Origin of the sequence: Kitasatospora sp. NPDC059462 (assembly GCF_042749955.1) — a bacterium.
Taxonomy (GTDB): Bacteria; Actinomycetota; Actinomycetes; order Streptomycetales; family Streptomycetaceae; genus Kitasatospora.
In genome coordinates this window covers 24,409-48,532 of sequence record NZ_JBHYUU010000021.1, presented here as the reverse complement: position 1 = coordinate 48,532, position 24,124 = coordinate 24,409, and the positions used below count along the sequence as shown (strand labels likewise).

The 24,124-nt window shown below is 74.3% G+C and carries 24 protein-coding genes; 12 read left to right on the top strand and 12 right to left on the bottom strand.

Translation table 11 applies throughout. The features are described from left to right. Positions 1-245: 245 nt before the first annotated feature. Positions 246-1,049: an exodeoxyribonuclease III gene (locus ACFXAM_RS08860; RefSeq protein ID WP_380288916.1), complete on the bottom strand. Its 804-nt coding sequence runs from the start codon at positions 1,047-1,049 to the stop codon at positions 246-248. 275 nt (positions 1,050-1,324) lie between these two features. Here ACFXAM_RS08860 and ACFXAM_RS08855 point away from each other — a divergent pair, with 275 nt between their 5' ends. Continuing rightward, a complete protein-coding gene (locus ACFXAM_RS08855; RefSeq protein WP_380288914.1) occupies positions 1,325-2,101 on the top strand; it encodes a GntR family transcriptional regulator in 777 nt (258 codons plus the stop codon). Positions 2,102-2,312: 211 nt separating this feature from the next. Here the strand turns inward: ACFXAM_RS08855 and ACFXAM_RS08850 are convergent, their stop codons facing one another. Then, entirely contained in the window at positions 2,313-3,497 is a 1,185-nt protein-coding gene (locus ACFXAM_RS08850) for an ROK family protein (RefSeq protein ID WP_380288912.1), read from the bottom strand. 303 nt (positions 3,498-3,800) lie between these two features. Further along, the gene (locus tag ACFXAM_RS08845) at positions 3,801-4,553 is read right to left on the bottom strand and encodes an SDR family oxidoreductase (protein ID WP_380288910.1); all 753 of its coding nucleotides are present in this window, start codon (positions 4,551-4,553) and stop codon (positions 3,801-3,803) included. A 407-nt stretch (positions 4,554-4,960) separates the two neighbouring features. On the opposite strand from ACFXAM_RS08845, the gene ACFXAM_RS08840 reads away from it, so the two are divergent. The 6 genes from ACFXAM_RS08840 (at position 4,961) to ACFXAM_RS08815 (ending at position 9,707) form a co-directional block, all read left to right on the top strand. After that, complete coding sequence (locus ACFXAM_RS08840) at positions 4,961-5,650, top strand: class I SAM-dependent methyltransferase (protein ID WP_380288908.1); 690 nt, start codon at positions 4,961-4,963, stop codon at positions 5,648-5,650. Positions 5,651-5,708: 58 nt separating this feature from the next. Beyond that, positions 5,709-6,161: a GNAT family N-acetyltransferase gene (locus tag ACFXAM_RS08835; RefSeq protein ID WP_380288906.1), complete on the top strand. Its 453-nt coding sequence runs from the start codon at positions 5,709-5,711 to the stop codon at positions 6,159-6,161. Positions 6,162-6,377: 216 nt separating this feature from the next. Beyond that, positions 6,378-6,827, top strand: a complete 450-nt coding sequence (locus ACFXAM_RS08830; protein ID WP_380288904.1) for a hypothetical protein — start codon at positions 6,378-6,380, stop codon at positions 6,825-6,827. A gap of 165 nt (positions 6,828-6,992) precedes the next feature. After that, the gene (locus ACFXAM_RS08825; protein ID WP_380288902.1) at positions 6,993-7,526 is read left to right on the top strand and encodes a hypothetical protein; all 534 of its coding nucleotides are present in this window, start codon (positions 6,993-6,995) and stop codon (positions 7,524-7,526) included. A gap of 114 nt (positions 7,527-7,640) precedes the next feature. Beyond that, positions 7,641-9,047, top strand: coding sequence for an aminotransferase class I/II-fold pyridoxal phosphate-dependent enzyme (locus tag ACFXAM_RS08820; RefSeq protein WP_380288900.1), 1,407 nt, complete (start codon positions 7,641-7,643; stop codon positions 9,045-9,047). Positions 9,048-9,146: 99 nt separating this feature from the next. After that, positions 9,147-9,707, top strand: coding sequence for a hypothetical protein (locus ACFXAM_RS08815; RefSeq protein ID WP_380288898.1), 561 nt, complete (start codon positions 9,147-9,149; stop codon positions 9,705-9,707). A gap of 279 nt (positions 9,708-9,986) precedes the next feature. On the opposite strand, the gene ACFXAM_RS08810 is transcribed toward ACFXAM_RS08815, so the two are convergent. Beyond that, on the bottom strand, positions 9,987-10,379 hold the full coding sequence (locus ACFXAM_RS08810; RefSeq protein ID WP_380288896.1) for a winged helix-turn-helix transcriptional regulator: 393 nt from the start codon (positions 10,377-10,379) through the stop codon (positions 9,987-9,989). Positions 10,380-10,452: 73 nt separating this feature from the next. Between ACFXAM_RS08810 and ACFXAM_RS08805 the strand changes: the two genes are divergently transcribed. Next, the gene (locus tag ACFXAM_RS08805; RefSeq protein WP_380288894.1) at positions 10,453-11,151 is read left to right on the top strand and encodes an NADPH-dependent F420 reductase; all 699 of its coding nucleotides are present in this window, start codon (positions 10,453-10,455) and stop codon (positions 11,149-11,151) included. On the opposite strand, the gene ACFXAM_RS08800 is transcribed toward ACFXAM_RS08805, so the two are convergent. Then, entirely contained in the window at positions 11,117-11,926 is an 810-nt protein-coding gene (locus tag ACFXAM_RS08800; RefSeq protein WP_380288892.1) for a thioesterase family protein, read from the bottom strand. The two genes, ACFXAM_RS08805 and ACFXAM_RS08800, sit on opposite strands and share 35 nt — an antisense overlap. Before the next feature lie 412 nt (positions 11,927-12,338). On the opposite strand from ACFXAM_RS08800, the gene ACFXAM_RS08795 reads away from it, so the two are divergent. From ACFXAM_RS08795 to ACFXAM_RS08785, 3 genes are all read left to right on the top strand, one after another. Continuing rightward, the gene (locus tag ACFXAM_RS08795) at positions 12,339-13,253 is read left to right on the top strand and encodes a helix-turn-helix domain-containing protein (RefSeq protein ID WP_380288890.1); all 915 of its coding nucleotides are present in this window, start codon (positions 12,339-12,341) and stop codon (positions 13,251-13,253) included. Between the two features lie 2 nt (positions 13,254-13,255). Then, entirely contained in the window at positions 13,256-13,456 is a 201-nt protein-coding gene (locus ACFXAM_RS08790; protein WP_380288888.1) for a hypothetical protein, read from the top strand. Positions 13,457-13,529: 73 nt separating this feature from the next. Beyond that, positions 13,530-14,468 (top strand): aldo/keto reductase, encoded by a 939-nt coding sequence (locus ACFXAM_RS08785; protein WP_380288886.1) that lies wholly within the window; start codon positions 13,530-13,532, stop codon positions 14,466-14,468. A gap of 36 nt (positions 14,469-14,504) precedes the next feature. Here the strand turns inward: ACFXAM_RS08785 and ACFXAM_RS08780 are convergent, their stop codons facing one another. The 5 genes from ACFXAM_RS08780 to bioB all read right to left on the bottom strand — a co-directional run bounded on the left by ACFXAM_RS08780 (position 14,505) and on the right by bioB (position 19,756). Further along, entirely contained in the window at positions 14,505-15,596 is a 1,092-nt protein-coding gene (locus ACFXAM_RS08780; protein WP_380288884.1) for an endonuclease/exonuclease/phosphatase family protein, read from the bottom strand. Between the two features lie 149 nt (positions 15,597-15,745). Beyond that, the gene (locus ACFXAM_RS08775) at positions 15,746-16,198 is read right to left on the bottom strand and encodes a hypothetical protein (protein ID WP_380288882.1); all 453 of its coding nucleotides are present in this window, start codon (positions 16,196-16,198) and stop codon (positions 15,746-15,748) included. Positions 16,199-16,346: 148 nt separating this feature from the next. Next, positions 16,347-17,120 (bottom strand): dethiobiotin synthase, encoded by a 774-nt coding sequence (gene bioD / locus ACFXAM_RS08770; protein WP_380288880.1) that lies wholly within the window; start codon positions 17,118-17,120, stop codon positions 16,347-16,349. Positions 17,121-17,161: 41 nt separating this feature from the next. Next, positions 17,162-18,466 (bottom strand): adenosylmethionine--8-amino-7-oxononanoate transaminase, encoded by a 1,305-nt coding sequence (locus tag ACFXAM_RS08765; RefSeq protein WP_380288878.1) that lies wholly within the window; start codon positions 18,464-18,466, stop codon positions 17,162-17,164. A 45-nt stretch (positions 18,467-18,511) separates the two neighbouring features. Continuing rightward, positions 18,512-19,756: a biotin synthase BioB gene (bioB, locus tag ACFXAM_RS08760; protein WP_380288876.1), complete on the bottom strand. Its 1,245-nt coding sequence runs from the start codon at positions 19,754-19,756 to the stop codon at positions 18,512-18,514. 307 nt (positions 19,757-20,063) lie between these two features. Between bioB and ACFXAM_RS08755 the strand changes: the two genes are divergently transcribed. Beyond that, complete coding sequence (locus ACFXAM_RS08755) at positions 20,064-20,828, top strand: hypothetical protein (protein WP_380288874.1); 765 nt, start codon at positions 20,064-20,066, stop codon at positions 20,826-20,828. Between the two features lie 108 nt (positions 20,829-20,936). Here ACFXAM_RS08755 and ACFXAM_RS08750 read toward each other — a convergent pair whose 3' ends face one another. Both ACFXAM_RS08750 and ACFXAM_RS08745 read right to left on the bottom strand, forming a co-directional pair. Then, positions 20,937-23,429 (bottom strand): DEAD/DEAH box helicase, encoded by a 2,493-nt coding sequence (locus tag ACFXAM_RS08750; protein ID WP_380288956.1) that lies wholly within the window; start codon positions 23,427-23,429, stop codon positions 20,937-20,939. Positions 23,430-23,485: 56 nt separating this feature from the next. Further along, positions 23,486-24,124: a hypothetical protein gene (locus tag ACFXAM_RS08745; protein ID WP_380288872.1), complete on the bottom strand. Its 639-nt coding sequence runs from the start codon at positions 24,122-24,124 to the stop codon at positions 23,486-23,488.

Sequence of the window (24,124 nt, the reverse complement as noted above, 5' to 3'; positions counted from 1 at the left end):
TGGCTTGCCCCCGTGTCGACCTGGCCGGGCGACCGTGCTGTCGGCTGGTGGCAAGTTCCGCCAGGAGCGGGGTGGAGGTGGGGTGCAGCGCTTCACGTTCACGAGCTGGGTATGGCTCGGCGCTGTGGGGAGCGGTGTTGCGGGCTGGGTGCGGAGCGTGTCGATGGTCGGGTGGATCGCTCTGTGTGAATTGTCCCGGCTGGGCTGCCGATCAAGGTGCAGCCCAGCCTTCTGACACGGTCAGGTCAGTGCTCCAGGTTGTAGGTCACGGTCACGGGGGCGTGGTCGCTCCATCGCTCGGCGTGGGAGGAAGCGCGTTCCACGTGGGCTTCGACCGCCTTGGCGGCGATGCCAGGCGTTGTACAATGCAGGTCGATTCGCCAGCCGGTGTCGTTGTCGAAGGCGCGGCCGCGGTAGGACCACCAGGAGTAGGGGCCGGTGCGGTCGGGGTGGAGGTGGCGGACGACGTCGGTGTAGCCGGCCTCGTCGTAGACGCGGGAGAGCCAGGCGCGCTCTTCGGGGAGGAAGCCGGCGGACTTCTGGTTGGCCTTCCAGTTCTTGAGGTCCTCGGGGCGGTGGGCGATGTTCCAGTCGCCGCAGACCACGACCTCGCGGCCGTCGGCGGCGGCGCGGGTGCGGAGTTTGTGGAGGTGGACGAGGAACTCCGCCATGAAGCGTTCCTTCTCGTCCTGGCGTTCGGTGCCGACTTCGCCGGAGGGGAGGTAGAGGCTGGCCACGGTCAGGCCGGGGAGGTCGATTTCGACGTACCTGCCCGAATTGTCGAATTCCGCCGACTCGAAGCCGATGACCGTGCGGGTCGGCTCCGTGCGGGAGAGGATCGCCACGCCGGCCCGGCCCTTGGCGGCGGCCGGGGCCCAGACCGCGTGCCAGCCGTCCAGGTCGCGCAGTTCCACGGGGAGCTGCTCGGGCTCGGAGCGCACCTCCTGGAGGCAGACCACGTCCGCCTCGGTGGCGGCCAGCCACTCGATGAATCCCTTCTTGGCCGCCGCCCGGATTCCGTTCACGTTCACACTCGTCACCACGATCACCCGGGCAGCCTACCTACTGCGCCGTGCGGGGGAGTGCCACGACGCGTCCGGTTGCGGAGCTGACGTGAACGCACCATGAAACTGTGCGGGAGTCCCTCCGCGCCGCGCCATTGGTCTTGACCATCTCCCGATCGAACCCCTAGGGTCACTTACTGCAAGGACCTTTAATAAAGAAGGACGGAAAAAGCCCGCTCTCCCACCTGCCGCAACAGCGGACAGCGGGCCGGGATCCGCCCTCTTTCAGCAGGGCGGAAGACACCAGGGTGGAGGACACGGTGGGAACCACAGGACAGCTCACGGCAGTACCGGAACCGAAGTACTGGCACCTGCGCACGGTGCTGCTCCGCGCCATCGACACGGAGTTCACCATCGGCCAGGTCCTGCCGAACGAGCGCGAGCTCGCCGCCCGCTTCGGCGTCGCCCGGGCCACCCTGCGGCAGGCGCTGGACCAGCTGGAGCTGGAGGGCCGACTGGTCCGCCGGCGCGGCATCGGCACCCTGATCGCCGCCCCCCGGGTCGGCGTCCCGGTGAACCGGCAGGAGGAGGGCTGGCCCGGAGCCGCCCGCAGCCAGGCCTGGCGCACCGTTGACTGCACCACCGCCCCCGCCGCCCGGCGGCTGGCCGAGGCGCTCGGCGTCGCCGAGGGTGCGCCGGTGCACACCGTGCGCCGGGTGCGCCTCGTGCAGGGGCGGGCCGTGGCGACCGAGTCGCTGCACGTGCCCGCCGCCGCGCTGCCGCACCTGCCGGGCTTCCGGGCCGAGAGCGACCGTGCCCGTTCGGTGCTGCGCCAGCTGGAGCGCCTGGAGGTCGACGGCGAGTCCCGCTCCGTCGAGCTGGGCGTCGCGGAGGCCGAGCAGGCCGCCCTGCTGGAGCGTCCGCCCGGCTCGCCGGTGCTGGTGATGACCACGCAGTACGCCGCGGCCGGCCGACTCGTCGCGCTCGCCGTCTCCACCTACCGTGCGGACACCTGCAAGCTGACCTTCGGCGAGACCGGCCTCGTCGAGGTCACCCCCGTCGGCGCCGCCCCCGTGGGCGCGGCCGCCGCCTCCTGAACCATTCCCGAAAACCCTCAGGCCCAGGTCCGAGCGCCCCGCCAGGCGCCCGGGCCTGGGCCGTTTTCCGGCCGGGGAGCCGGTGAGCCGGGGGCGAGGGGGAGCCGGGGAGCGAGGCGGAACGGGGGAGCGGCGGAACGGGGAGCGCCGGGCGGGAACGCCGCCGCCCCGCCGCCTCCGGACCGGAGACCGCGGGGCGGGCGTGAGCTGCTCAGGCCCGGGCCGAACCCGCCTCTGCCGTCGGGGGGTTGACGGCGAAGAGCTGCTCCTCGACCTGGTCGAGGGCCACCCGCAGGGCGCCCATCGCGACGACCTCCGAGCCCAGGGCGGCCAGCGCCACCTCCGGGGCGCGCAGGGTGAACTGGGCGAGGCGTTCGCGCAGGGGGTCGAGGACGCCGTCCAGGCCGGCCGCCCAGCCGCCGATCACCACCAGCTGCGGGTCGATGGCCAGCACCAGGGCGGCGACGCTCTGCACCAGGCGGGTCAGGAAGCGGTCGGTCGCGACCTTCGCCACCGCGTCGCCCTCGCGGGCCAGCTTCAGCACCCGCGCCACCGCCGCCTCGTCCAGCGGGTTGAGCGGCTTGCCGGTGGTGGAGAGCAACCGTTCCGGCGTCACCTCCTGGCCCAGCAGGTGCAGCGCGCCGATCTCGCCGGCCGCGCCGCCGAAGCCCCGGTGGAGACGGCCGTTGATGAGCGAGCCGGCGCCCGGGCTCAGGCCCGCCATGACGAACACGACGTCGTCGGCGCCGACCGCCGCGCCCTGCCAGTGCTCGGCGATCGCGGCGAGGTTGGCGTCGTTCTCGATCATCACCGGGCAGCGGAACGAGCGCCGCAGCCGCGCCCCGAGGTCCAGCCCCGTCCACCCGGGCATCGCGGTGCCCAACTGCACGGTGCCGTCCCGGTCGACGATGCCGGGCGTGCCGACGCCCACCGCCCACAGGTTGTCCCGGGAGACGCCCGCCTTGCGCAGCACCTCCGCGACCACCGATCGCACCGCGGTGAGCCGCTCCTCCGCGTCCAGGGTCTCGTCGACCGGCCGGAAGTGGCTGCCCACCACCTCACCGGCGAGGTCGGCGAGGATGATCCGGATGTCGTGCACCCCGATCTCGATGCCCAGGATGTGCCCGGCCTCCGCACGGAACCGGAACCACCGGGCCGGCCGTCCGCGCCGACCGGCGCCGGGCTGACTGCCCGGCTGCGGCTGCTCGACCTCGGCGACCAGGCCGGTCTCCACCAGCCCCTCGATCACGCCCTCGACCGTCGGCCGCGACAGCCCGGTGTCACCGACCAGCTTGGTCAGGGTCACCGCATGGCCCTCGCGCAGCGCCCGGAGGGTCACCGCGGCGTTGATCCGCCGCAGGAGTGAGGAGTCGCCACCGGTGAGTCTGTCCGTCAAGACGCTGCCCTTCGCCGTTCCGCGCGACTGCCCTTTCGCGCGTGCCGTGTACACGGGCACCACCGGGCGACGCCACCGGCCGGTCGCGCCGGCGGCCGCCCCCGGGCGGACCCGCGGGATTCGGCCGCCCGGCGGGAACGGCACGGCGGTGCTGTGTTGCCTGCGCCGGTCCGGGTGACCTCAGCCGGATGCTACCGGGGCCCCGCCCCGCCCGGCGAGCATCTTCCCAGCTCATCCAGGCTTCGGTATCGAAATGGTACGGATCGGGTGGCAGTGCGTGACCCTGCCCTTTCCGCCCTGCCGTCAGAGCAGGCCACCGGTCGCCCCGAGGTTCTGCCCGGACACCCACCGGCCGTCCGGCCCGACCAGGAACGCGATCACGTCGGCGACGTCCGCCGGCTGCCCGAGCCGCCGCAGCGGCGTCAGCCCGGCCACCGCCTCCAGCGCCTGCGGGGGATTGGTGGCGCGCAGCAGATCGGTCTCCACCGGCCCGGGGGAGACGGTGTTGCAGGTGATCCCGCGCGGCCCGAGCTCCACCGCCGCGGCCTGCGTCAGCTGCTCCAGCGCACCCTTGCCGGCGAGGTACGGGGCGATGCCGGGGACCGGGCGGCGGGTGTTGAGGGTGGAGACGTTGACGATCCGCCCGCCGTCGCGCATGTGCCGGGCCGCGTAGCGCAACGTCAGGAACACCGCACGGGTGTTGACGGCGAGCATGGCGTCGAAGTCCGCCGGGTCGGTCTCGGCGAGCGGCGCGGGGGTGAAGGCGCGCGCCGCGTTGTTGACGAGGACGTCGAGGCCGCCCAGCTCCTCCTGGGCCGCGGCCATCAGCCACTCCGCACCGTCCGGCGCGCCGAGGTCGGCCCGCACCGCGTGCGCGCGCCCGGCGCCCCGCGCGGTCACCGCGCGCACCACCTCCTGTGCCGCCGCGTCGTCGTGCGCGTACCCGAACACCACGTCCGCACCGTCCGCCGCCAGCCGCTCCACCACGGCCCGCCCGATCCCGCGCGATCCGCCCGTGACGACCGCCGCCCGGCCCGCGAGCACCCCGTCCGCCATCCCGACACCCCGTCTCCGGCCGGCCGCACACCGGCCCCGGGGAGAACCTACCGCCCGGGCCGGGCCCGATCGGCGAGGCGCTCCTCAGGCGCCGACGTGCAGCTGCAGTCCGCTGTTCGAGGGGTCGGTCGGGGCCGCCGCGCGTCCCGGGGCCGGCGCAGCGGTGCTTGTGCGCGGGACTTGAGAACCGATGATGTGTCAAAAATGATGAGAAACATCGTGATTGGGATCCTCCGCCGGGCCGTCGGCCCGCTCGTGGCCGTGCGTCCGTGTGGAAGAGCCGGACTCCCAACCGGCCCGGGCCGCAGGGCGGTTGACCGGGCAGGTGCGTGGTGCGGGGCCGGTCCCGGGGGCCGGGTGCGGCGGGGTGGGCGGAGCAGCTGCTCACGGGGCTTATGCTGCTGCGCATGCTGAGCGAGACACGCCCGGTGGGTTCGGGGGCGGCCATCTTGTCGGATCAGGAGTTCGTGCGGGCGCAGACCCGGATCGGGCCGGTGCCGTTCGTGCCGGAGGTGCGCCTGCACATGGCGGAGGACGCCATCGCGCTGTGGGAGACCACCGAGTCCGCGCGCGGGGAGCGCGGGCTGCCGCCGCCGTTCTGGGCGTTCGCCTGGGCGGGTGGCGTCGGGGTTGCGCGGTACGTGCTGGACCACCCGGAGCTGGTCGCCGGGCGGACGGTGCTGGACCTCGCGGCGGGTTCCGGGCTGGTCGGCGTCGCGGCGGCGCTGCGCGGTGCCCGTGCGGTGCGGGCCGCCGAGATCGACGCGTACGCCGTCGCCGCCATCGAGGTCAACGCGGCCGCCAACGGGGTGGAGGTGGCCGCCGCCGTCGAGGACCTGCTGGACGGCGACGGTGCGCCGGCCGAGGTGGTGCTCGCCGGGGACGTCTTCTACGAGCGGGCGATGGCGGCCCGGTTCCTGCCGTTCCTGCAGCGCGCCCGGGCGCGGGGCGCGGTGGTGATCGTCGGTGACCCGGGCCGCGCGTACCTGCCGCGCGAGCGGTTCACCGCGCTGGCGGCGTACGACGTGCCGGTGGTCGCGGATCTGGAGGACGCGGCGCTGAAGACCACCACGGTGTGGGAGCTGGCGGGCGCCTGAGCGTCCGGCGGCCGGAATTCCGCGCGCGGCGCCGCGGGGCGCTGGTAGACAGCCACCCATGATCGATGTCACCCTGCGCACCGCGGGCCCCGCCGAGATCCCCGCCGTGCTCGCCCTCTGGGCCCGCGCCGCCAAGGGCACCAGCATCACCGACGACGCCGACGGCGTGGCGGCGCTGCTCGCCCGCGACCCGGGATGCCTGCTGGTGGCCGTCCGGGCGGACGACCCGGCCGTGCTGCTCGGCACCGTCATCGCGGGCTGGGACGGCTGGCGCTGCCACCTCTACCGGCTCGCCGTCGACCCGGGGCACCGCCGGCGCGGCATCGGCGCCGCGCTGCTGGCGGCCGCGGAGGAACGGTTCGCCGCGCTCGGCGGGCGGCGGGCGGACGCGATGGTGCTGGACGGCAACGCGCTCGGCCACCGGACGTGGCGGGCCGCCGGGTACGGGCCGCAGCCCCAGTGGACCCGCTGGGTGAAGCCGCTGGCGGCGGGGCCGGAGCAGGCCGGCTGACGGCCCGCGCGGGCCGGCGCGATCGCCCCCTGCCCGTCCACGGGCGTGTCCGGAGCCGTCCGGGCCCGTCCGGGCCCGTCCGAGCCGGGCCGTCGCCCCTGGGAGCGGGCCGGACGCGGTGGCAGCATCGCCCCGGCCGGGCTCCGGACCACGGGGCCCGGCCGTCGACGAGCGGCCGGCGGCGGCACGCGCCGGCCCGGTCCAGGGAGGGAAACCATGAGGAAGACCAGCCGCAGGGTCACCGCGGGAGTCGCCGTCGCCGTCGCGGCCGGCGCGCTGCTGCCGCTGACCGTCTCCGGTACCGCCGAAGCCGCCGGCAGCGGCGGCTGCCGGGACTGGACCGCGCCCGGCGCCTACCCGAGCGGGGTCCAGCTGCGCCCGTGCAACATCTCCTTCAACGGGGCGGACGGCTACGGCTACGTGAACAGTCCGCAGACCGACATCCGGGTCTACCTCCAGGTCGGCTGGCGGCCGGCGTCGCAGGCGGGCGAGCCCACCAGCTTCAGCGCGGTGCTCAACGCCGGGCTGGTCGACCGGAAGTACAACGCCTACGTCGGGGACATCTACGTGGGCGGGGCTCCGGGGTACTGCTTCTACACCCGGATGTGGTACACGAACGGCAGCTACACCTCGGGCTGGACGGAGTCGCCGCCCACCTGCTTCTGACACCGCTCCACCGGAGCCCTCCCCGGCCGGGCCGCGACGCCGCGCGCCCGGCCGGGTTGGGCCGGGCGGGTGGGTCCTGCGGCCGCCGGGGCGGTGTCGGCGGGCCGGGGAGGGCGCGGGCGGGAGGCTGGTGGCTCCGGAGCGGGCAGGCGGTCGGGAGGGCGTGTGGGTGGTCGCGGTGGAGCGGCGGGCGGCGGTCCCGACGCCGGGGTCCTCGGCACCGCGCTCGGCGTGGTCCTGGCGTTCTCGCTCGCGGAGGGCTCCTGGGAGTGGTTCTCCACCTACCTGGGGCTGACGCTCCTCGCGGTCGTCCTGGCCTTCGGGCGCGTCCCGGTGCGGACGGCCGCCGGCTACGGGTGGAACCTGGCGGCGTACTCCCTGGTGGTGGGCCTGTGCGCGGCGCTCGCGCTGGCGCCGGCCCTGCAGCGGTGGGACTGGCTGTTCCCGATGCCGGGCACGCGGGAGGGCTGCGTGCAGGCCGGCCGCTACGAGAGCCTGCACGCGCGGGCCGCCCTGGGCGACCTCGCCGGGCAGGACGCGGTGGCGCTGGCGTTCGCGCAGGACCAGCAGAGCCGGGTGGCGGTGGACGACTGCCTGGCGGCGACGACCACCCGGTGGCTGCCGGTGTACGCGCTCGGGGCGGCGCTGCTGGTGGGCGGGGGCGCGTGGGCGCGGGGGAGGGCGCGGCGGGAGGGGTGAGCTGCCGGCCCCTCGCCGGATGGGCGCGAACGGCTGGCGGGGGCCGGGGCGGCGTGGTGCGCTGGAGCCATCCGCACACGAACCGACATCACCCCGGAAGTGAGCCACGCCGTCATGACCGCTTCGACCGGCCGCCCGACCCCGACCGCCGAACTCCTCGCCCGGATCCCCGACTTCGAGCAGGCCCTCGCCCTCTACCGCGGCCTGGAACCGGAGTCCGCGATCAACCTGTCCGTCGCGGAGAACGTCCTCGTCTACGAGGGCTCGATGCAGAAGATGATCTTCGCCAACATCGACCTGCTGCCGGAGGAGTACATCCACTACGCCACCCCGTACGGCGCCCTGGAACTGCGCGAGCCGGTCGCGGCCCTGCTGACCAAGGCCTTCGACGCGCCGGTCTCACCGGACGACGTGTTCGGCACGGGCGGCGTCGGCTCCGCGCTGGAGTGCCTCGCGTTCGCGCTGCAGTCCCCGCCGAGGGAGGGGGAGGCCGGGCCGCCGCCGTTGAAGGAGGGGGACGCCGTCCTGCTGCCGGCGCCGTACTGGCAGGGGTTCAACTGGTCGTTCGAGCAGCGCCCGAAGCTGAAGTGCGTGCCGGTCGGGCTTCCGACCCGGGGGCCGGACCGGTTCCGGCTGACCCTGGAGGTGATCAAGGAGGCGTACTTCAAGTACAACCGGCTGTTCGGCGAGTTCCCCCGGCTGCTCGCGCTCACCAATCCGCACAACCCGCTGGGCGTCAACTACGGTCTGCCGCTGCTCGACGAGATCTACGCCTGGGTGCTCGACGAGACCGACATGCACATCATCTCCGACGAGATCTACTGCCACTCGCAGGTGGCCGGCGTGCGGGTGCCGTTCACGAGCGCGTTCGCGCTGGACGCGTACACGCGGGCGCCGGAGCGGATCCACGTGGTGTGGGGCTTCGCCAAGGACTTCGGGCTCTCGGGCTTCCGGACCGGCTTCGTGGTGTCGAAGTACGGGCCGGTGCGCCGGGCGATGACCGGTGCGACGGACATCGAGGAGAAGACCCACTCGATGTCGTGGTTCACCCCGGTCGACTCGCTGAAGCACTACGTCCTCGGCGAGGTGCTGGAGGGCACGGTGAACGGCGGCACGGAGCTGTACACCACCTACGCGATGCGGCAGTACCAGGAGATGCTGAGCGAGAGCTTCGAGCAGGTGCGGGCGAAGCTGGTCGAGAAGGGGATCGACTTCGTCCACACGGAGGGCGACAACCCGGCCCAGTTCTTCTGGCTGGACCTGACGGCCTACCTGGGCAAGCGCACGGGCGAGGCGCCCTGCGATCCGCAGAAGTTCACGCCGCCCAACGACATGGACCCCGACGAGCAGTGGCTCTTCGAGTACCTGCGCTGCGAGCCCACCGAGGTCACCCTCCTGCCGGGCCAGACCATGCACAGCCCCGCGCCCGGCTTCTTCCGCCTGTGCTTCACGGCCTACCGGCCGGACGTGGTCTGTCAGGCGATCGACCGGGTGGCCGACGCCCTGGCCCGGCTGGGGTAGCCGGCGGTGGAACGGCCGGCCCCGGGGGACGGGCGCCTCCGGGGCCGGCCCGCGCCCGCGCTGCGGAAACCCGGTTGACGCGGGGTGGACGATGGCAGGGTGATCGACAGGGAACGTGCGATCGGGCTCGTCGAGTCCTATCTGGAGAGCGAGCGGCCTGCGGCGGGCGAGCGGCCCGCGGGGCCCGGCCCCGGGCCCGGGCCGGAGCGGGTCGTCCACGCCGTCGAGGAGCACGAGGTCGGGTGGCTGGTGTTCTGGGGCCCCTCCCCGGACGACCGCGCCCGCAGCACGCACGACAGACCCGTCGGCGGCCACAGCCATGTGCTCGTCGACCGGTACGACGGCAGCCTGCACTACGTCGCCGAGGCCTGGTGGCAGCCCGAGGGGTGGGAGGACCACTACCTGCTCCAGACCAAGGGCGTCCGGCGCCCCGATCCGCTGGCCGCCGAGGTCCGCGCCCTGGTGCGCTCCGCCGGGGTCGTGGCCGCGATGCGGGAGCTGCGCAGGCGGGCCCCGCGACTGGGGTTGCCGCAGGCCAGGGCCTACATCACGGCGGTGCGCGACGGCGCCGAGCCGCCGGAGGACCTGGCGGCCCTCACCCGCAAGGAACCGCTCGCACCGTTCTGGCCCGTCGACACCCTGGCCGGTCCGGTGACCTAGCGGGCCGGCCGGTCCGGCCGGCATGGATCATGACGAACCGTCACGACACGCCTCGTCCTTCGGCGCCGCCGTCGCCGTCGCCGCCGTCGCCTGCGCCGAGCACCGGCCCGACGACGCGCAGGCCGCCGTGCGACGGGCGCTCGAAGCGGCCCCCGGTCCCCGGGTGCTCGACCTCGGCGCCGGGACCGGCAAACCGACCGCCGCACCGGTGGCCCCGGGCTCCGGCGTGGTCGCCGTCGAGCCGGACCCGGCGAGGCCGCCCCGGCCGGAGCGGAGAGGTCAGGCGCCCGGTCCTTCCGCCGGTCCCTCCCCGCTCAGCGCGCGGGCCTCCGCGAGCTCCTGGGCGGCCATCACCTCGTCACCGTGTTCGAACGCCCAGGCGCCCACCACCTCGATGGGGGCGAGGAAGGAGCGGCCGAGCGCGGTCAGCCGGTACTCGACGCGGGGCGGGGCACCGGGCACCGCGCGGCGCTCGACCAGGCCGTTGAACTGCAGACGGCGCAGGGTCTCGGTGAGCACCTTGGAGCTGATGCCGCCGATCCGCCCGCGCAGTTCCACCGGGCGCAGCGGGCCGTCGCGCAGGGCCCGGAGGACCACCGCGTTCCAGGTGTTGGCGAGCAGGTCGAAGGCGAGCCGGGCACGGCAGTCGGCGAGGAAGGCGTTGGTGGTCACGTACCGAATGGTGCCCGACGGGTTCCCTAACGTCGCAGGGGACGGTCCCGAACGACGAACGGAGAGCAGCCCGATGAGGATCGGTGTGCTGGGCACGGGCAACATGGCGGACGCGCTCGCCACCCACTGGGTGCGGGCCGGGCACGAGGTGACGGTCGGTGGGCGCGACGCCGACCGGGCGCAGCGGCTCGCGCGGCGGATCGGGGGCGGGGCGCAGGCCGCCGGGCTGCGGGCGGCGGCCGCGGCCGGTGAGGTGGTGCTGGCCGCGCTGCCCTTCGGGGCCGGTGCGGAGGTGGTGCGGGACCTGCGCGCGGAGCTGGACGGCACAGTGCTGGTCGACTGCTCCAACCCCGTCGGCCCCGGCTTCCAACTGCTGACCGAGGGCGGTCCCTCGGCGGCGCGCCGGCTCGCCGAGGCCGCCCCCGGCGCCGAGGTGGTGAAGGCCTTCAACCTCTGCCACGAGGACGTGTGGCGGCTGCGGCCACCGGTGTTCGACGGCCGGCCGCTGGCGGTGCCGCTGTGCGGGGACGGCGCGCACGCCCTCGCCCTGGTGTCCGGGCTGGTGCGGGACACCGGCTGCCGGCCGCTGGCCGCCGGCGGGCTGGACCGGGCGGGCCTGCTGGAGGCGACCGCCGCGCTGTTCATCGGCCTCTGGGTCGGCGAGGGCGCCGACGCGCAGGCGATCGCCCCGCCGCTGGCGTACGCGACCGGCGGCGCGCTCGACCCGGGCGGCCCGCTCAGCCCAGGGGACGCGGCTGCGGACGGACGGTGAGGATCTGCTCGGCCTGGCCGACCGGGCCGTCCACGTCGTGCAGCACGGTGCTGGTGAGGCCCTGGCCGGCCGGGCCGAAGGTGACGGTGGTGTCCAGGCCGGTCCACGGCCCGCGCGGCGCGCGGTGGAGGTGGATCGTCAGGTCGACGTTGGGGAACATCCACGCGGCCGGGTCCTGCTGCGGGGCGATGCCGTTGGCGGTGTCCACCAGGGCGACGAACGAGGCCAGCGGGCTGCTGGGCTCGCCCGCGACCAGGTCGACGCCCGAGGTCAGCCAGGCCGTCGCGCGGCCCCGGCGGGCCGGCGGCACCCGGCGGACCTCGATGGAGGAGATGTAGCCGCCGTCCCACGCGTCGCCCATGGTCCAGACGGGGAGGTCCTCGGGCGCGGGCAGCGGCTCGCGCGGACTGTCGGCGACGGCCGAGGTGTCCAGGGTCGCCAGCAGCCACGCGCGGGCCCGCACGACGGCGCGGCCGCCCGTGGTCACGGTCGCTTCGAGGAGTTCGATGGTGCGGCCCGGGCGGAGGGTGCGCACGGTGATCTCGCACTCGTCGAGCGCGATCCGCCCGAGGATGTCGTAGCTGATCCGCGCGAGCGTCAGACCGCCGGGGCGCCCGTCGAGGTACCGGTCGACGGCGTGCACCACCAGGCCGGCCAGCGGGCTGAAGTGCTGCTCGTCGGCGCTCCACGCCCCGCCCGCGTGCGCGGTGGGCTTGAACGTGTGCTCGCCCGTCCGCTCGTAGTAGCTCTCGCGCGCGATCGTGCTGGTGGTCACGGGTGTCGTCTCCTTGAGCGGGGCAGGTGCATCGTTCCCGAATCGTAGGCGGGCGGGGCGGCGGGGGTCGCCGTGATCTGGCCCACAGCGGGACGAACCGGGGGCGACCGGGACGAGGGGCGCACGACGGCGCAGTACCGCGACGACCACGGCGCGGACGTCGATCGCGGTGCCCCGCGGCGCGGTGCCGTACGGTGGGCCGCGGGGCCCACGCCCGCCGCCCCGGCGTTCCCGCCGCCCCGGCGTTCCCGCTCGGCGGCGTTCCCGCTCGATGCCGGCCCCGCCCCCCGTGCGGGGCCGGCACCGAGCGGCACCCGTTCAGCATGGGGCAGGGAGGCGGGCGGCTCCTTGTACGAAAGCGAACCCGGTGGGCCGCGGCGGGGAGTCCGCGCGCCGAGGGCGAGGAGGGGACATGGGGGCGAGGAGCGGCGGGACGGCCGACGAGCGGGGCGAGAACGTCGAACGGCGGCCACCGCCGTGGATGCGCGGTGACGTGGTCAGGGTCCGCGGGTACCGGTCGGTCGGTGTCCAGAACCCGAGGGTCACGCTGCCCAGCGCCGCCGTGACCCTGCTGGTGGGCTGGGGCGAACCGCTGCACATCCGTCAGGGTCTCGGCGGCACGCGGCGCGCGGAGACGCGGCAGGCGATGATCGCCGGCCTGCAGACGGCACCGGTGCTGGCGGGGTTCCGGGGGTCGGGCCTCGCCGTGGAGATCGAGTTCACGGCCGTCGGGGCGTCCCGGGTCCTCGGCCTGCCGCTGCACCTGCTCACCAACACCGCCGCCCACCCGGACGAGGCGATGGGCCCGGGCTGGACCGCGCGGCTCACCGAACGGCTGGCGCAGGCGCCGGACTGGGACGCCCGCTGGGCCGTCGTGGACGACGCCCTCGCACCACGGCTCGCCGCCGCCCCGTCCGCCCCGGGGCTGGCCGTCGAGGCCTGGCAGCGGCTGCGCGAGGCGCACGGCGGGCTGACCGCGCGCGAACTCGCCGCCGCGACCGGCCGCGGCGAGCGCCGGCTCCAGCGCGTCTTCCGGGACCACGTCGGCGTGCCGCCGCAGACGGTGTCCCGGATCCTCCGCTTCCAGCGCGCACTCGCCCTCTCCGGCCGGGCGGCCCACCTCTCCCTCACCGAGGTGGCGGCGATGAGCGGCTACCACGACCAGGCCCACATGAACCGCGACTTCCGCGCCCTGGCCGGCCGGACGCCCGGCGAACTGCGCCTCGTCGCCGACCGGTTGACGGCCGGGGCCGGGACCGGGGGCGCGGCGGCGCGGGAACCCGGCTGCCTGAGCGACTTCTTCGAGGCCGGCGCCGCGGACTGGTAGCCGTGGCGGCGCCGGCCGGCGTGGGTGGGCGGGCGGTGGGGCTGCTGGTGGCGGTGCTCTTCTCCGCCGACGTCGGGCTGGTCGCGTTCATCCTCCGCACCCGGCTGGGGGCGCGGGCGACGGAGGCGGCGTTGTGGGCCGGGTCGGCGTTCGGGGGGAGCGTGGCGCTGACGCTCGCGGCGTCGGTGTTCCTCCTCAAGTGACCCGGGAAACCGTTGCGGGTGATCGCGAACCGGTCTTGAATGGTCCGGACCACAACGGGAGGGGTGCGAACCGATGACGGTTCCTCAGCGGACGATCGTCCTGGGCACATTGGGTTTCGGCACGATCGTCGACGAGGAGACCTCGTTCCGGCTCCTGGACCACTACGTCGAGCGCGGCGGGACGGTCCTGGACACCGCGAACAACTACGCCTTCTGGCTCGACGGCGCCACCGGGGACGAGAGCGAAGCCGTCATCGGCCGCTGGCTGGCCAGCCGCGGGGCGCGCGACCGGGTCGTCATCAGCACCAAGGTGGGCGCCCGGCCCACGGTGCCCGGGGCCGGGCTGGAGGCGGCGGAGGGGCTGTCCGCGAAGGCGGTCCTGGCCGGCATCGAGGGCAGCCTGCGGCGCCTCGGCACGGACCACGTCGACGTCTACTGGACGCACATCGAGGACCGCTCGGTGCCGCTCGCCGAGACCGTGCAGACCCTGGCCGGGCTGGTGACCTCGGGCAGGGCGGGCGCGGTCGGTGCCAGCAACCACGCCGTGTGGCGGGTCGAGCGGGCCCGCGCGCTCGCCGGTGACGGCCCGCGCTACGCGCACCTGCAGTACCGGTACTCCTACCTCCAGCCGCGCTTCGACGTGCCGCTGCCCTCCTCGGCCCATGTGCACGTGACGTCCGAACTCCTGGACTACGTGCGCTCCGAGGGCGATCTGCGGCTCTGGGTCTACAGCCCGATCCTGTCCGGCGGCCTCACCCGCGACGACGTCGCGATCGGCGCCGCCTACGACCACCCGGGCACGCCGAAGCGCCTCGCCGCCCTGCGCGCCGTGGCCGAGGAGACCGGCGCCACCGTCAACCAGGTGGCACTCAGCTGGCTGCTCGACCACGAGGCGGGGATCCTGCCGCTGGTCGGGGTGAGCAAGGTCGCCCAGCTCGACGAGGCGCTCGGCGCGCTCGACGTGACGCTGACGCCGGAGCAGCGCAGGCGCCTGGACGGGGCCGCCCTGTAGCGCCGTCCGCGGGGGCCGGACCCGGTGGTCGGGCGGTCAGTGGCGCAGGGAGATCCGCAGGTCCTGGGCCCGGTGGTCGGACAGCCCTCGGTCGTCGACGAAGGCGTAATGCCGCACGGCGAGGCCCCGGTTGGTGAACGCCCAGTCCAGGCGCCACCAGTCGGTGCCGAGGACGCCGCCCCAGCTGCCGGGGTAGAGCTCGCCGCTCGCCGAGCGGGCGTCGTCGAAGCGGGCGCGCAGCGGGTCGAGGTCGGCCATGGCGGGGCTGGTGTTGAAGTCGCCGGCGATCAGCAGGGGGTTCGGGTTGGCGGCGGCGTCGCGCTCCAGGGCCGTGAACTGTTCGCGGCGGGCGGTGTCGGCCTCCCGGACCACCCGGTAGAACGCGCCGTCGAACACCGACTCCCGGGGTTCCACCTGCACCGGGATGTGCACGTTGTAGAAGGACACCGTGCGCCCGTGCACATCGACGTCGGTGCGCAGCACCTTGCGCCGGTCGAAGCGCTCCGCCCAGGGCGCGTCCGGGGCGAGCGCCGGGCCGACCGGTGGGGCGGCGAGCACGGGGAAACGGGAGAGGGTGATCAGCTCACCGTCGGCCACCACCTGGTAGCCGGGGAACTCCCGGTGGATGCGGTCGAGTTGGTCGACCTCGTGGTGGGAGCCGTGCGACCATTCCAGGTATTCCTGGAGCAGGTAGACGTCGGCGTCGCGGGAGCGCAGGAAGCGGTAGAAGGCGTCCGGGTCGTCGGTGGTGTCCCAGTACTCGGTGTTCCAGGAGAACACCGAGAGTTCCGGCCCGGCCGCCGGGGCCGCCGCGGCCGGCGAACCGGGCACCAGGGCCGACCAGTTGAGGCCCGCCCGGGGCAGTCCGGCGACCAGCAGCGCGACGGCCGCCGGCACCAGCCAGCGCCGCGCCGCCCGGGCCGGGACCGTCCACACCAGGGCGAGCAGGGCCACCGGGACGGCGAGGAAGAGCAGCGGCGGCGCCAGCGTGGGTATCAGCCAGAACCACCACCGGCCGTTCGCCAGGAAGTCCAGCAGCAGGAAAACCGCCCACAGCCCGACGAGGCCGGCCGACAGCCGTGAGCCGCCCGAAGACCGAAAGCGCGGGGAATCGGAATCCGGATCCATGCGGCGGAGCCTAGCAGCCGGCCGGAACGCCGGAATTCCGCCGTCGGGTTCGGTGGCGAACGCGCCGGGAATCCCCGGGAAAGGCCGGAACGCGGGTGCACTCACGGGGGGGATCGCCTGCGGGCCACCGGCCGACGGCGGGCCGTCCCTCAGCCGCTGTTGCTCAGCGCGTAGGTGCGGAAGGTGGCCAGCAGCGGCAGCACGTCGGTCTTGCTCGGCTCCTCGGTGACGGCCCGCATGGCGTCGATCACCGCGTGGGCGATCACCTTCACCACGGCGAGGTCGTCCCCGGCCGTCTCGCCCCAGGCGCAGAGCGTCCGGGTGAGCAGGGCGCTCATCCGGGCGCCGATGTTGGAGCTCACCGCGTCGGTGAGTTCGGCCAGTTCCTCGTCGGTCATGCTGGAGCGCAGCCCGAAGGCCAGCGCCATCAGCGTGTCGACCGCGTGCTCGCCGTACAGCGCGACCAGGGCGGCGAGCGGCCGTTCGGCCGGTCCCCGCGCGGCCAGCGCGGTCAGGGCCTCGTCGTCGTCCTTCCAAGCCGCTTCGAGCGCCGCCAGGGCCCGCAGGGCCTCGTCCACCATCAGGCCATCGCCATCCGTCATGCCGAGAACGGTATTGAGCGCCACCGCGCGCCGGGCCGCCTCGGGGCGGGATCTCACCCGTTCGAGCGACAATCGCGGCGTTCCGTCGCGCGGACGGGTGGCGCGGGCCCGAGGGCGGACGAGGCAGCCCCGGCACCGGCCGGGCGGCTCAGCCGGCGCCGTGCGCGGCGGTGAACGCGGCGGCGTCCCAGCGGCCGTGCAGCGCGGGTGCGAGCGCCTCGACGGCGAGCGCGGGGAAGTCCCCGGACCGGTCGGCGTGCTGCGGCAGCGCGCCGAGCAGCGGGGCGCCCGCCACGCGCGGCAGGTCGGCCAGGTTGCAGCGGTCCGCGAGGGCGGGGGAGTCCGGCCAGGCGCCGACCACCACGCCGAGCAGCGGCAGCCGGCGCGCGGTGAGCGCCTGCGCCGTCAGCGCCGTGGTGTTGAGCGTGCCGAGCCCGGCGGAGGCGACCAGCAGCACCTCGGCGGGCAGGCCGAGGTCGCGCACGGCGCGGGCCTGGTCGGCCAGCGTGCGGCCCTGTTCGTCGTAGCGGACCAGCAGTCCGCCCGCGCCCTCGACCAGCACCAGGTCGTGCCGCTCGGCGAGGCCGGCCACCTCCTTGGCCACGTCCTCCGCCGCCAGGCACGGCAGCCCGGAGCGGCGGGCGGCCGTGTCCGGCGCCAACGGCTCGGGGTAGCGGGCGAGTTCACGCAGCGTCAGCCGGTCCGGCGCCGGGGCGGCGGGCCCGGCCAGCCGGCCGACCTCCGCGGCGTCCCCCGGCTCGTCCGGTGCGACGCCGGTCTGCCCGGGCTTGAGCACCGCGACCCGCAGCCCGGCGCGCAGCGCGCTCGCGGCGACGGCCGCCGTGGTGACGGTCTTGCCGACCTCGGTGCCCGTGCCCGTCACGAAGACGACCCGGCCGGCCGTCGCCTCCCCGTCCTGCACGTCCGCCGTTCTTTCCCCGGTCCGGATCCCCGCCGTCCCGCTCATCCGGCCACCGCCGCCGCCGTCACGGCCGCGGCGATCCGCGCCACGTCCTCGTCGCCGGTCACGTACGGCGGCATCGTGTAGACGAGGTCCCGGAAGGGGCGCAGCCAGACGCCCTCCCGCGCGGCGGCCGCGGTCGCCGCCGCCATGTCCACCGGGTGGTCCAGCTGGACGACGCCGATCGCGCCGAGCACCCGGACGTCCTTGACGCCGGGCAGTGCGGCCGCGTCCGCCAGGCCCGCGCGCAGCCCGCCCTCGATCCGTCCGACCTCGCCGCGCCAGTCCTGGTCGAGCAGCAGGCCGATCGAGGCGTTGGCGACGGCCGCGGCCAGCGGGTTGCCCATGAACGTGGGCCCGTGCGCGAGCACGGGCATCTCGCCGCGGCTGATGCCGTCGGCGACCTCCGCCGTGCAGAGCGTGGCCGCCAGGGTGAGGTAGCCGCCGGTCAGCGCCTTGCCCAGGCACATGACGTCCGGCGCGACGCCCGCGTGGTCGGCGGCGAACAGGGCGCCGCTGCGGCCGAAGCCGGTGGCGATCTCGTCGAAGACCAGCAGGACCTCGTGCCGGTCGCACAGGTCGCGCAGCATCCGCAGGTGGGCGGGGGAGTGGAAGCGCATTCCGCCGGCGCCCTGCACCACCGGCTCGACGATCACGGCCGCCAGCTCGCCGGCATGACGCTCCATCAATTCCGCGAAGCCGTCCGCGTACTGCGCGTCGAGCGGGGCGTCGAAGCCGGCCGGCGGCTCGGGCGCGAACAGCTGCTCGGGCAGCACCCCGCCCCACAGGTGGTGCATGCCGCCCTGCGGGTCACACACCGACATCGGGTGGAAGGTGTCCCCGTGGTAGCCGCCGCGCCAGGTCAGCACCCGCCGCTTGCCCGGCCGGCCCACCGACTGCCAGTACTGCAGGCACATCTTCAGCGCGACCTCGACGGACACCGAGCCGGAGTCGGCGAGGAAGACGTGCCGCAGCGGCTCCGGGGTGATCTCGACCAGGGTGGCGGCGAGCCGCACGGCGGGCTCGTGGGTGAGCCCGCCGAACATCACGTGGCTCATCCGGCCCAGCTGCCCGCGCACCGCCTCGTCGAGCACCGGGTGCCCGTAGCCGTGGATCGCCGCCCACCAGGACGACATGCCGTCCACGAGTTCGCGGTGCCCGCCCGGGGCGGGTGCGGCGAGCCGCAGCCGCACGCCGGAGGCTGACTCCACCACGTACGGGATGGAGGTGCCGGGCATCGGCCCGTACGGGTGCCAGACGTGCGCCCGGTCGAGCGCGAGCAGGGTGTCCGTGGACAGCTGGGTCATGGGGAGGGGGCTTTCCGGGGTGTTCGGGGGCTGCGGCGGTGGGGCTCAGGCGTTCGGTGCCAGCTCGGTGCCGGCGCCGCGGCGGCGCACCCGCACCAGGTCGGTGCGCGCCTCGTCGGCCCCGGCCGGCTCGCTGTCGGCCGGCTCGGTGGCAGCCGCCTCCGGGCCGGCCGCGGCCTCGCCGTGGGCGTGCCCGCCGCACGGGCCGCAGCCGCCGCCGCTGCCGCAGCCGCCCGCCGCCGGGGCCGCCGTCCCGCAGCCGCCGGACGCCTGCGCCGCGACGTCCGCCCGGTGCCGGGGCAGGGTGCCCTCGCCCATGCCCTCCACCTCGAAGCCGGCGTCCCGGATCATGTCGAGGTCGGCCTGCCCGGCCTGGCCCTCGCTGGTCAGGTAGTCGCCCAGGAAGATGGAGTTGGCGATGTGCAGGCCCAGCGGCTGCAGGCTGCGCAGGTGCACCTCGCGTCCGCCGGCGATCCGCACCTCGGTGTCCGGGTTGACGAACCGCACCATCGCCAGGATCCGCAGGCAGCGCTGCGGGGTGAGGTTCCACTCCTTGGCCAGCGGCGTGCCCTCGAAGGGGATGAGGAAGTTCACCGGCACCGAGTCCGAGCCCAGCTCGCGCAGCGCGAACACCACGTCCACCAGGTCGTCGTCGCTCTCGCCCATGCCGGCGATCAGGCCCGAGCAGGCCGACAGGCCCGCGCCGTGCGCCTTCTGCACGGTGTCCACCCGGTCCGCGTAGGTGTGGGTGGTGGCGATGTCGCCGTAGGTGCCCTCGGAGGTGTTCAGGTTGTGGTTGTAGGCGTCGACGCCGGCCGCCTTCAGCCGCTCGGCCTGGTTGTCGGAGAGCAGGCCCAGGCAGGCGCAGACCTCCACCGCCGGGTCGGCCTCCTTGATGGCGGCCACCGTGTCGGTCACCCGGTCGATGTCACGGTCCGTCGGGCCGCGGCCGCTCGCCACCAGGCAGACCCGCTTGGCGCCGCCCGACACGCCCGCCTTCGCCGCCTCGGCGGCCTGGCCCGGCTTCAGCCAGGTGTACTTCAGGATCTCGGCCTTGGAGCCCAGGCGCTGCGAACAGTACGAGCAGTCCTCCGGGCACAGCCCGCTCTTCAGGTTCACCAGGTAGTTGAGCTTCACCCGGCGGCCGAACCACCGCCGGCGCACCCGACCGGCGGCCGCGACGACGTCGAGCAGGTCGTCGTCGGTGGTGGCGAGAACGGCGAGCGCCTCCTCGCGGGTGGGGGTCTCCCCACGCAGGCCCTTGGCGGTGAGGGTATCGAGCAGATCCATGGGGCTGATCCTGCCTGCTGCCCCGCGACGGACGCCAGAGGAAACCCACCAGAAGATCCCCGGGAAGCTGTGCGAGTTGTCACAGTGTCGCAGCTCACGGTAGTGGCGCAGGTCACGTCGGGTGCCGGGGGCTCCCCGGGGCCCCTCGCGGGCCCCCGACCCCGTGATCTTCACCACCCGTGACCTGCATACAATCTGCCGCATGACCACGCAGGGGGAGCGCGCCCCGTCATCGGCAGAACGACCGGACGGGCCATCGGCAGAGCACACGTCCCAGCGGCAACCCGGGTCGTACCGGGCCAGACGCGTGACCGCCCGACGGGTCGTCGGCTGGGTCACCGTCGCGGGCGTGGTGGCGGCCGGCGGCTGGATCGTCACCCGCCCCACGCCCGGTGACTACATACCGGGGCTCGGCCCCTCCAGCAAGGAGGCGTCCAAGACCCCGCCGATCGTCGGCGACCCGCCGGCGCGCACCGTCGCCGACCCCGAGGCCCTCGACGTCGACGTGTACTTCCCCGCCCAGCGGATCGTCGAGTCGGGCAGCTACAAGGGCAAGCGCTCCGGGGTGCGGCGCGGCGAGAACTGCACCGAGGTGCTCCAGGACCGCACCCTGGAGCTGCTGCGGGAGGCCGGCTGCAAGGGCTACCTGGCCGTCAGCTTCACCGCGCAGGAGAAGCCGGTGCTCAGCAGCATCACCCTGCTGCGCTTCGCCGACGCCCCGACGGCCGCCAAGGCCGCCGAGTCGCTGCGGGCCAAGCCGGGTTCGGTGGCCTTCATCCTCCCGGACGCCTCCACCGCCCCCGCCCTGCCCACCGCCCTGGCCCGGCCCGCGACCGAGCCGCGGGTCGAACTCGTCGGCCACTACGTGACGGTGACCAGCTCGCGGCCCGCCGAGGCGCACCCCGGGGCGATCGTCGCCACCGGTGCGGGCACCGGCTCGCCGAGTCCGTCCGGCGCCTCGGTGAGCCCGCTGCCGGTGCCCTCGCCGAGCGCCGCCAACCTCGACCAGCTGCTCGACGAGGCCACCCGGGCCATCTCGTTCACCGCCGGCGCGCCGTTCGTCTGGATGTAACGGTCCGGCCGGTCCGCGGTGGAGCCTCCCTCGCCGGGACGGCTCCACCGCACCACCGCACCACCGTTCAGGCGTTCCGGCGCGCGCCGGTGCCGGGCCGGCGGTGCGTCAGCCGTCCAGCCGGTCCACGGCCGTGACCCGCAGCACCGCGCGGCCCTCCTCGTCCGAGCCGTAGAGGTCGACCTCGGCGCTGATGCCCCAGTCGTGGTCGCCCTCCGGGTCGTCGAAGATCTGCCGGACCCGCCAGGCGGAGTCCTCCTCCTCGATGATCAGCATCTTGGGGCCGCGCGCGTCCGGACCGGTGCCCAGGTCGTCGTACTCCTCCCAGTACCCGTCCATGGCGTCCGCCCAGCGGTCCGCGTCCCAGCCGTACTCGCCGTCGAGCGCGCCGAGCTCCTCGTAGTGCTCCAGCGCGCACAGCTCCACCCGGCGGAACAGCTCGTTGCGCACCAGCACCCGGAAGGCCCGCGCGTTCGCGGTGACCGGCGCCGGCTTCTCGTCCAGCGTCACCTCGGCGGTCTGCGGCTCGGTCGGGTTGGCCAGCTGCTCCCACTCGTCGAGCAGGCTGGAGTCGACCTGGCGGACCAGCTCGCCGAGCCAGGCGATGACGTCCTTGAGGTCGTCGGTCTTGACGTCCTCGGGGACGGTCTGCTCCAGCGCCTTGTACGCGCCGGCCAGGTAGCGCAGCACGATGCCCTCGGTGCGGGCCAGCTCGTAGTGGCCGACGTAGTCCGAGAAGGTCATCGCCCGCTCGTACAGGTCGCGCACCACCGACTTCGGCTGCAGCTGGTGGTCACCGATCCACGGGTGGGCCCGGCGGTACACCTCGTAGGCGTGGGTGAGCAGCTCCTCCAGCGGCTTCGGGTAGGTGATCTCCTGGAGCCGCTCCATGCGCTCCTCGTACTCGATGCCGTCGCGCTTCATCTCGCCGACGGCCTCGCCGCGCGCCTTGTTCTGCTGCGAGGCGAGGATCTGGCGCGGGTCGTCCAGGGTCGCCTCGACCACCGACACCACGTCCATCGCGTACGACGGCGAGGCCGGGTCCAGCAGCTCGAAGGCGGCCAGCGCGAAGGTGGACAGCGGCTGGTTGAGCGCGAAGTTCTCCTGGAGGTCCAGGGTCAGGCGCACGATCCGGCCCTCGGCGTCCGGCTCCGGCAGCCGCTCCACCACGCCGCCCTCCAGCAGGGAGCGGTAGATGGCGATCGCGGTGCGGATGTGCCGGCGCTGCGCGGCGCGGTCCTCGTGGTTGTCGGTGAGCAGCTTGCGCATCGCCTCGAAGGCGTTGCCGGGCCGGCCGATCACCGACAGCAGCATCGCGTGGCTCACCTTGAAGCGGGAGACCAGCGGCTCGGGGTCGGCGGCGATCAGCTTCTCGAAGGTCTCCTCGGACCAGCCGACGAAGCCCTCCGGCGCCTTCTTGCGGACGATCTTGCGCTTCTTCTTCGGGTCGTCGCCCGCCTTGGCGACGGCCTTCTCGTTCTCGATGACGTGCTCGGGCGCCTGCGCCACCACCTGGCCGACGGTGTCGAACCCGGCCCGCCCGGCGCGCCCGGCGATCTGGTGGAACTCCCGCGCGCGCAGGATCCGCACCCGCTGCCCGTCGTACTTCGACAGCGCGGTGAACAGCACCGTGCGGATCGGCACGTTGACGCCCACGCCCAGCGTGTCCGTCCCGCAGATCACCTTCAGCAGGCCCGCCTGGGCGAGGCGTTCGACCAGCCGCCGGTACTTCGGCAGCATGCCCGCGTGGTGCACACCGATCCCGTGGCGGACGTAACGCGACAGGTTGCGGCCGAACTTGGTGGTGAAACGGAAGTTGCCGATCAGCTCGGCGATGGCGTCCTTCTCCGCCTTCGAGCTCATGTTGATGCTCATCAGCGACTGCGCCCGCTCCACCGCCTCCTTCTGCGTGAAGTGCACGACGTACACCGGCGCCTGGCCGGTCTTCAGCAGCTCCTCCAGCGTGTCGTGCATCGTGGTGCGCCGGTACTCGTAGAACAGCGGCACCGGACGCGTCGCGTTGCGCACCACGGTGGTCGGCCGCCCGGTGCGCCGGGTGAGGTCCTCCTCGAAGCGCCGCACGTCGCCCAGCGTCGCCGACATCAGCAGGAACTGCGCCTGCGGCAGCTCCAGCAGCGGGATCTGCCACGCCCAGCCGCGGTCCGGCTCCGCGTAGAAGTGGAACTCGTCCATGACCACCTGGCCGATGTCGGCCCGGGCCCCGTCGCGCAGCGCGATCTGCGCCAGCACCTCCGCCGTGCAGCAGATGATCGGCGCCGTCGGGTTCACCGACGCGTCACCGGTCATCATGCCGACCTGCTCGGTCCCGAACATCTTCACCAGGTCGAAGAACTTCTCCGACACCAGGGCCTTGATCGGCGCGGTGTAGAAGGTGCGCTGCCCCTCCGCGAGCGCCGCGAAGTGCGCACCCGCCGCCACCAGGCTCTTGCCGGAGCCGGTCGGCGTCGCCAGGATCACGTTGTTGCCCGACACCAGCTCGATCAGCGCCTCCTCCTGCGCCGGGTACAGCGAGATCCCGCGCTCCTGCGTCCAGGCGGCGAACGTCTCGTACAGCGCGTCGGGCGTGGCGGGCTTCGGCATCAGATCAAGGAGGGTCACCCGGCTATCTTGCCTGCTCGCCGCCACCCCCGGCAAAGCTACCCCGCCACCACGGGCGCCCGCTCGCCGATCCGCACGTCGGGGCACCCCTCCTGCCGGACGATCTCCCGGGCGGTGCGGTGGGCGATGTCGACGTAGAGCTGGGTGCGCTCCAGAGAGGCCGGGTCCACGGAAAAGTTGGTACCCCAGAGGTAGATCTCACGGTAGATGGTCCCAGGCCGCGCCGGCCGGCCGTTGTCGCACCGCAGCAACAGGTACAGGGAGAAGGTTTCCTGGCGCCAGCCATCGACCCCCACCCCGAAGTCGAGCACCGCGTTCTTCCCGGCGCCGGCCCTTTCGGTCTCGTGGTCGAGGGCGGCGCGGTAGCTGGCCTCGTCGAGCTGATCCACCATGATCTGCACCAAGGGAGGCGACTCCCGCGGCTCCCGGCTGACCTTACAGTCGGCCTTGGCGGCCAGGCCCGACAGATCGGTCGGGGTGATGGGTGCCTCCTCGCTGGCCTTCCCGGTGTTGTCCATGAGCGTCCGCAGGTCGCCCGCCGTGACCAGACCCCAACACGCACTGGCCGGCACGTCCGCCGACCCCGAGGGCCGCTGCCACCACCACAGTCCGCCCCCGACGAGCACCAGCACTGTGACCAGGGCTGCGACCGCGAGCCGCCCGCTGTTGCGCCGCAC

What these genes read in the sequence shown, in the direction of transcription:
- ACFXAM_RS08845 (WP_380288910.1), bottom strand. Translation starts at nt 4,553, where the DNA reads ATGGCGGACGGGGTGCTCGCGGGCCGGGCGGCGGTCGTCACGGGCGGA.
- ACFXAM_RS08840 (WP_380288908.1), top strand. Translation starts at nt 4,961, where the DNA reads ATGCTGAGCGAGACACGCCCGGTGGGTTCGGGGGCGGCCATCTTGTCG.
- ACFXAM_RS08835 (WP_380288906.1), top strand. Translation starts at nt 5,709, where the DNA reads ATGATCGATGTCACCCTGCGCACCGCGGGCCCCGCCGAGATCCCCGCC.
- ACFXAM_RS08830 (WP_380288904.1), top strand. Translation starts at nt 6,378, where the DNA reads ATGAGGAAGACCAGCCGCAGGGTCACCGCGGGAGTCGCCGTCGCCGTC.
- ACFXAM_RS08820 (WP_380288900.1), top strand. Translation starts at nt 7,641, where the DNA reads ATGACCGCTTCGACCGGCCGCCCGACCCCGACCGCCGAACTCCTCGCC.
- ACFXAM_RS08805 (WP_380288894.1), top strand. Translation starts at nt 10,453, where the DNA reads ATGAGGATCGGTGTGCTGGGCACGGGCAACATGGCGGACGCGCTCGCC.
- ACFXAM_RS08795 (WP_380288890.1), top strand. Translation starts at nt 12,339, where the DNA reads ATGGGGGCGAGGAGCGGCGGGACGGCCGACGAGCGGGGCGAGAACGTC.
- ACFXAM_RS08785 (WP_380288886.1), top strand. Translation starts at nt 13,530, where the DNA reads ATGACGGTTCCTCAGCGGACGATCGTCCTGGGCACATTGGGTTTCGGC.
- ACFXAM_RS08780 (WP_380288884.1), bottom strand. Translation starts at nt 15,596, where the DNA reads ATGGATCCGGATTCCGATTCCCCGCGCTTTCGGTCTTCGGGCGGCTCA.
- ACFXAM_RS08775 (WP_380288882.1), bottom strand. Translation starts at nt 16,198, where the DNA reads ATGACGGATGGCGATGGCCTGATGGTGGACGAGGCCCTGCGGGCCCTG.
- ACFXAM_RS08765 (WP_380288878.1), bottom strand. Translation starts at nt 18,466, where the DNA reads ATGACCCAGCTGTCCACGGACACCCTGCTCGCGCTCGACCGGGCGCAC.
- bioB (WP_380288876.1), bottom strand. Translation starts at nt 19,756, where the DNA reads ATGGATCTGCTCGATACCCTCACCGCCAAGGGCCTGCGTGGGGAGACC.
- ACFXAM_RS08750 (WP_380288956.1), bottom strand. Translation starts at nt 23,429, where the DNA reads ATGCCGAAGCCCGCCACGCCCGACGCGCTGTACGAGACGTTCGCCGCC.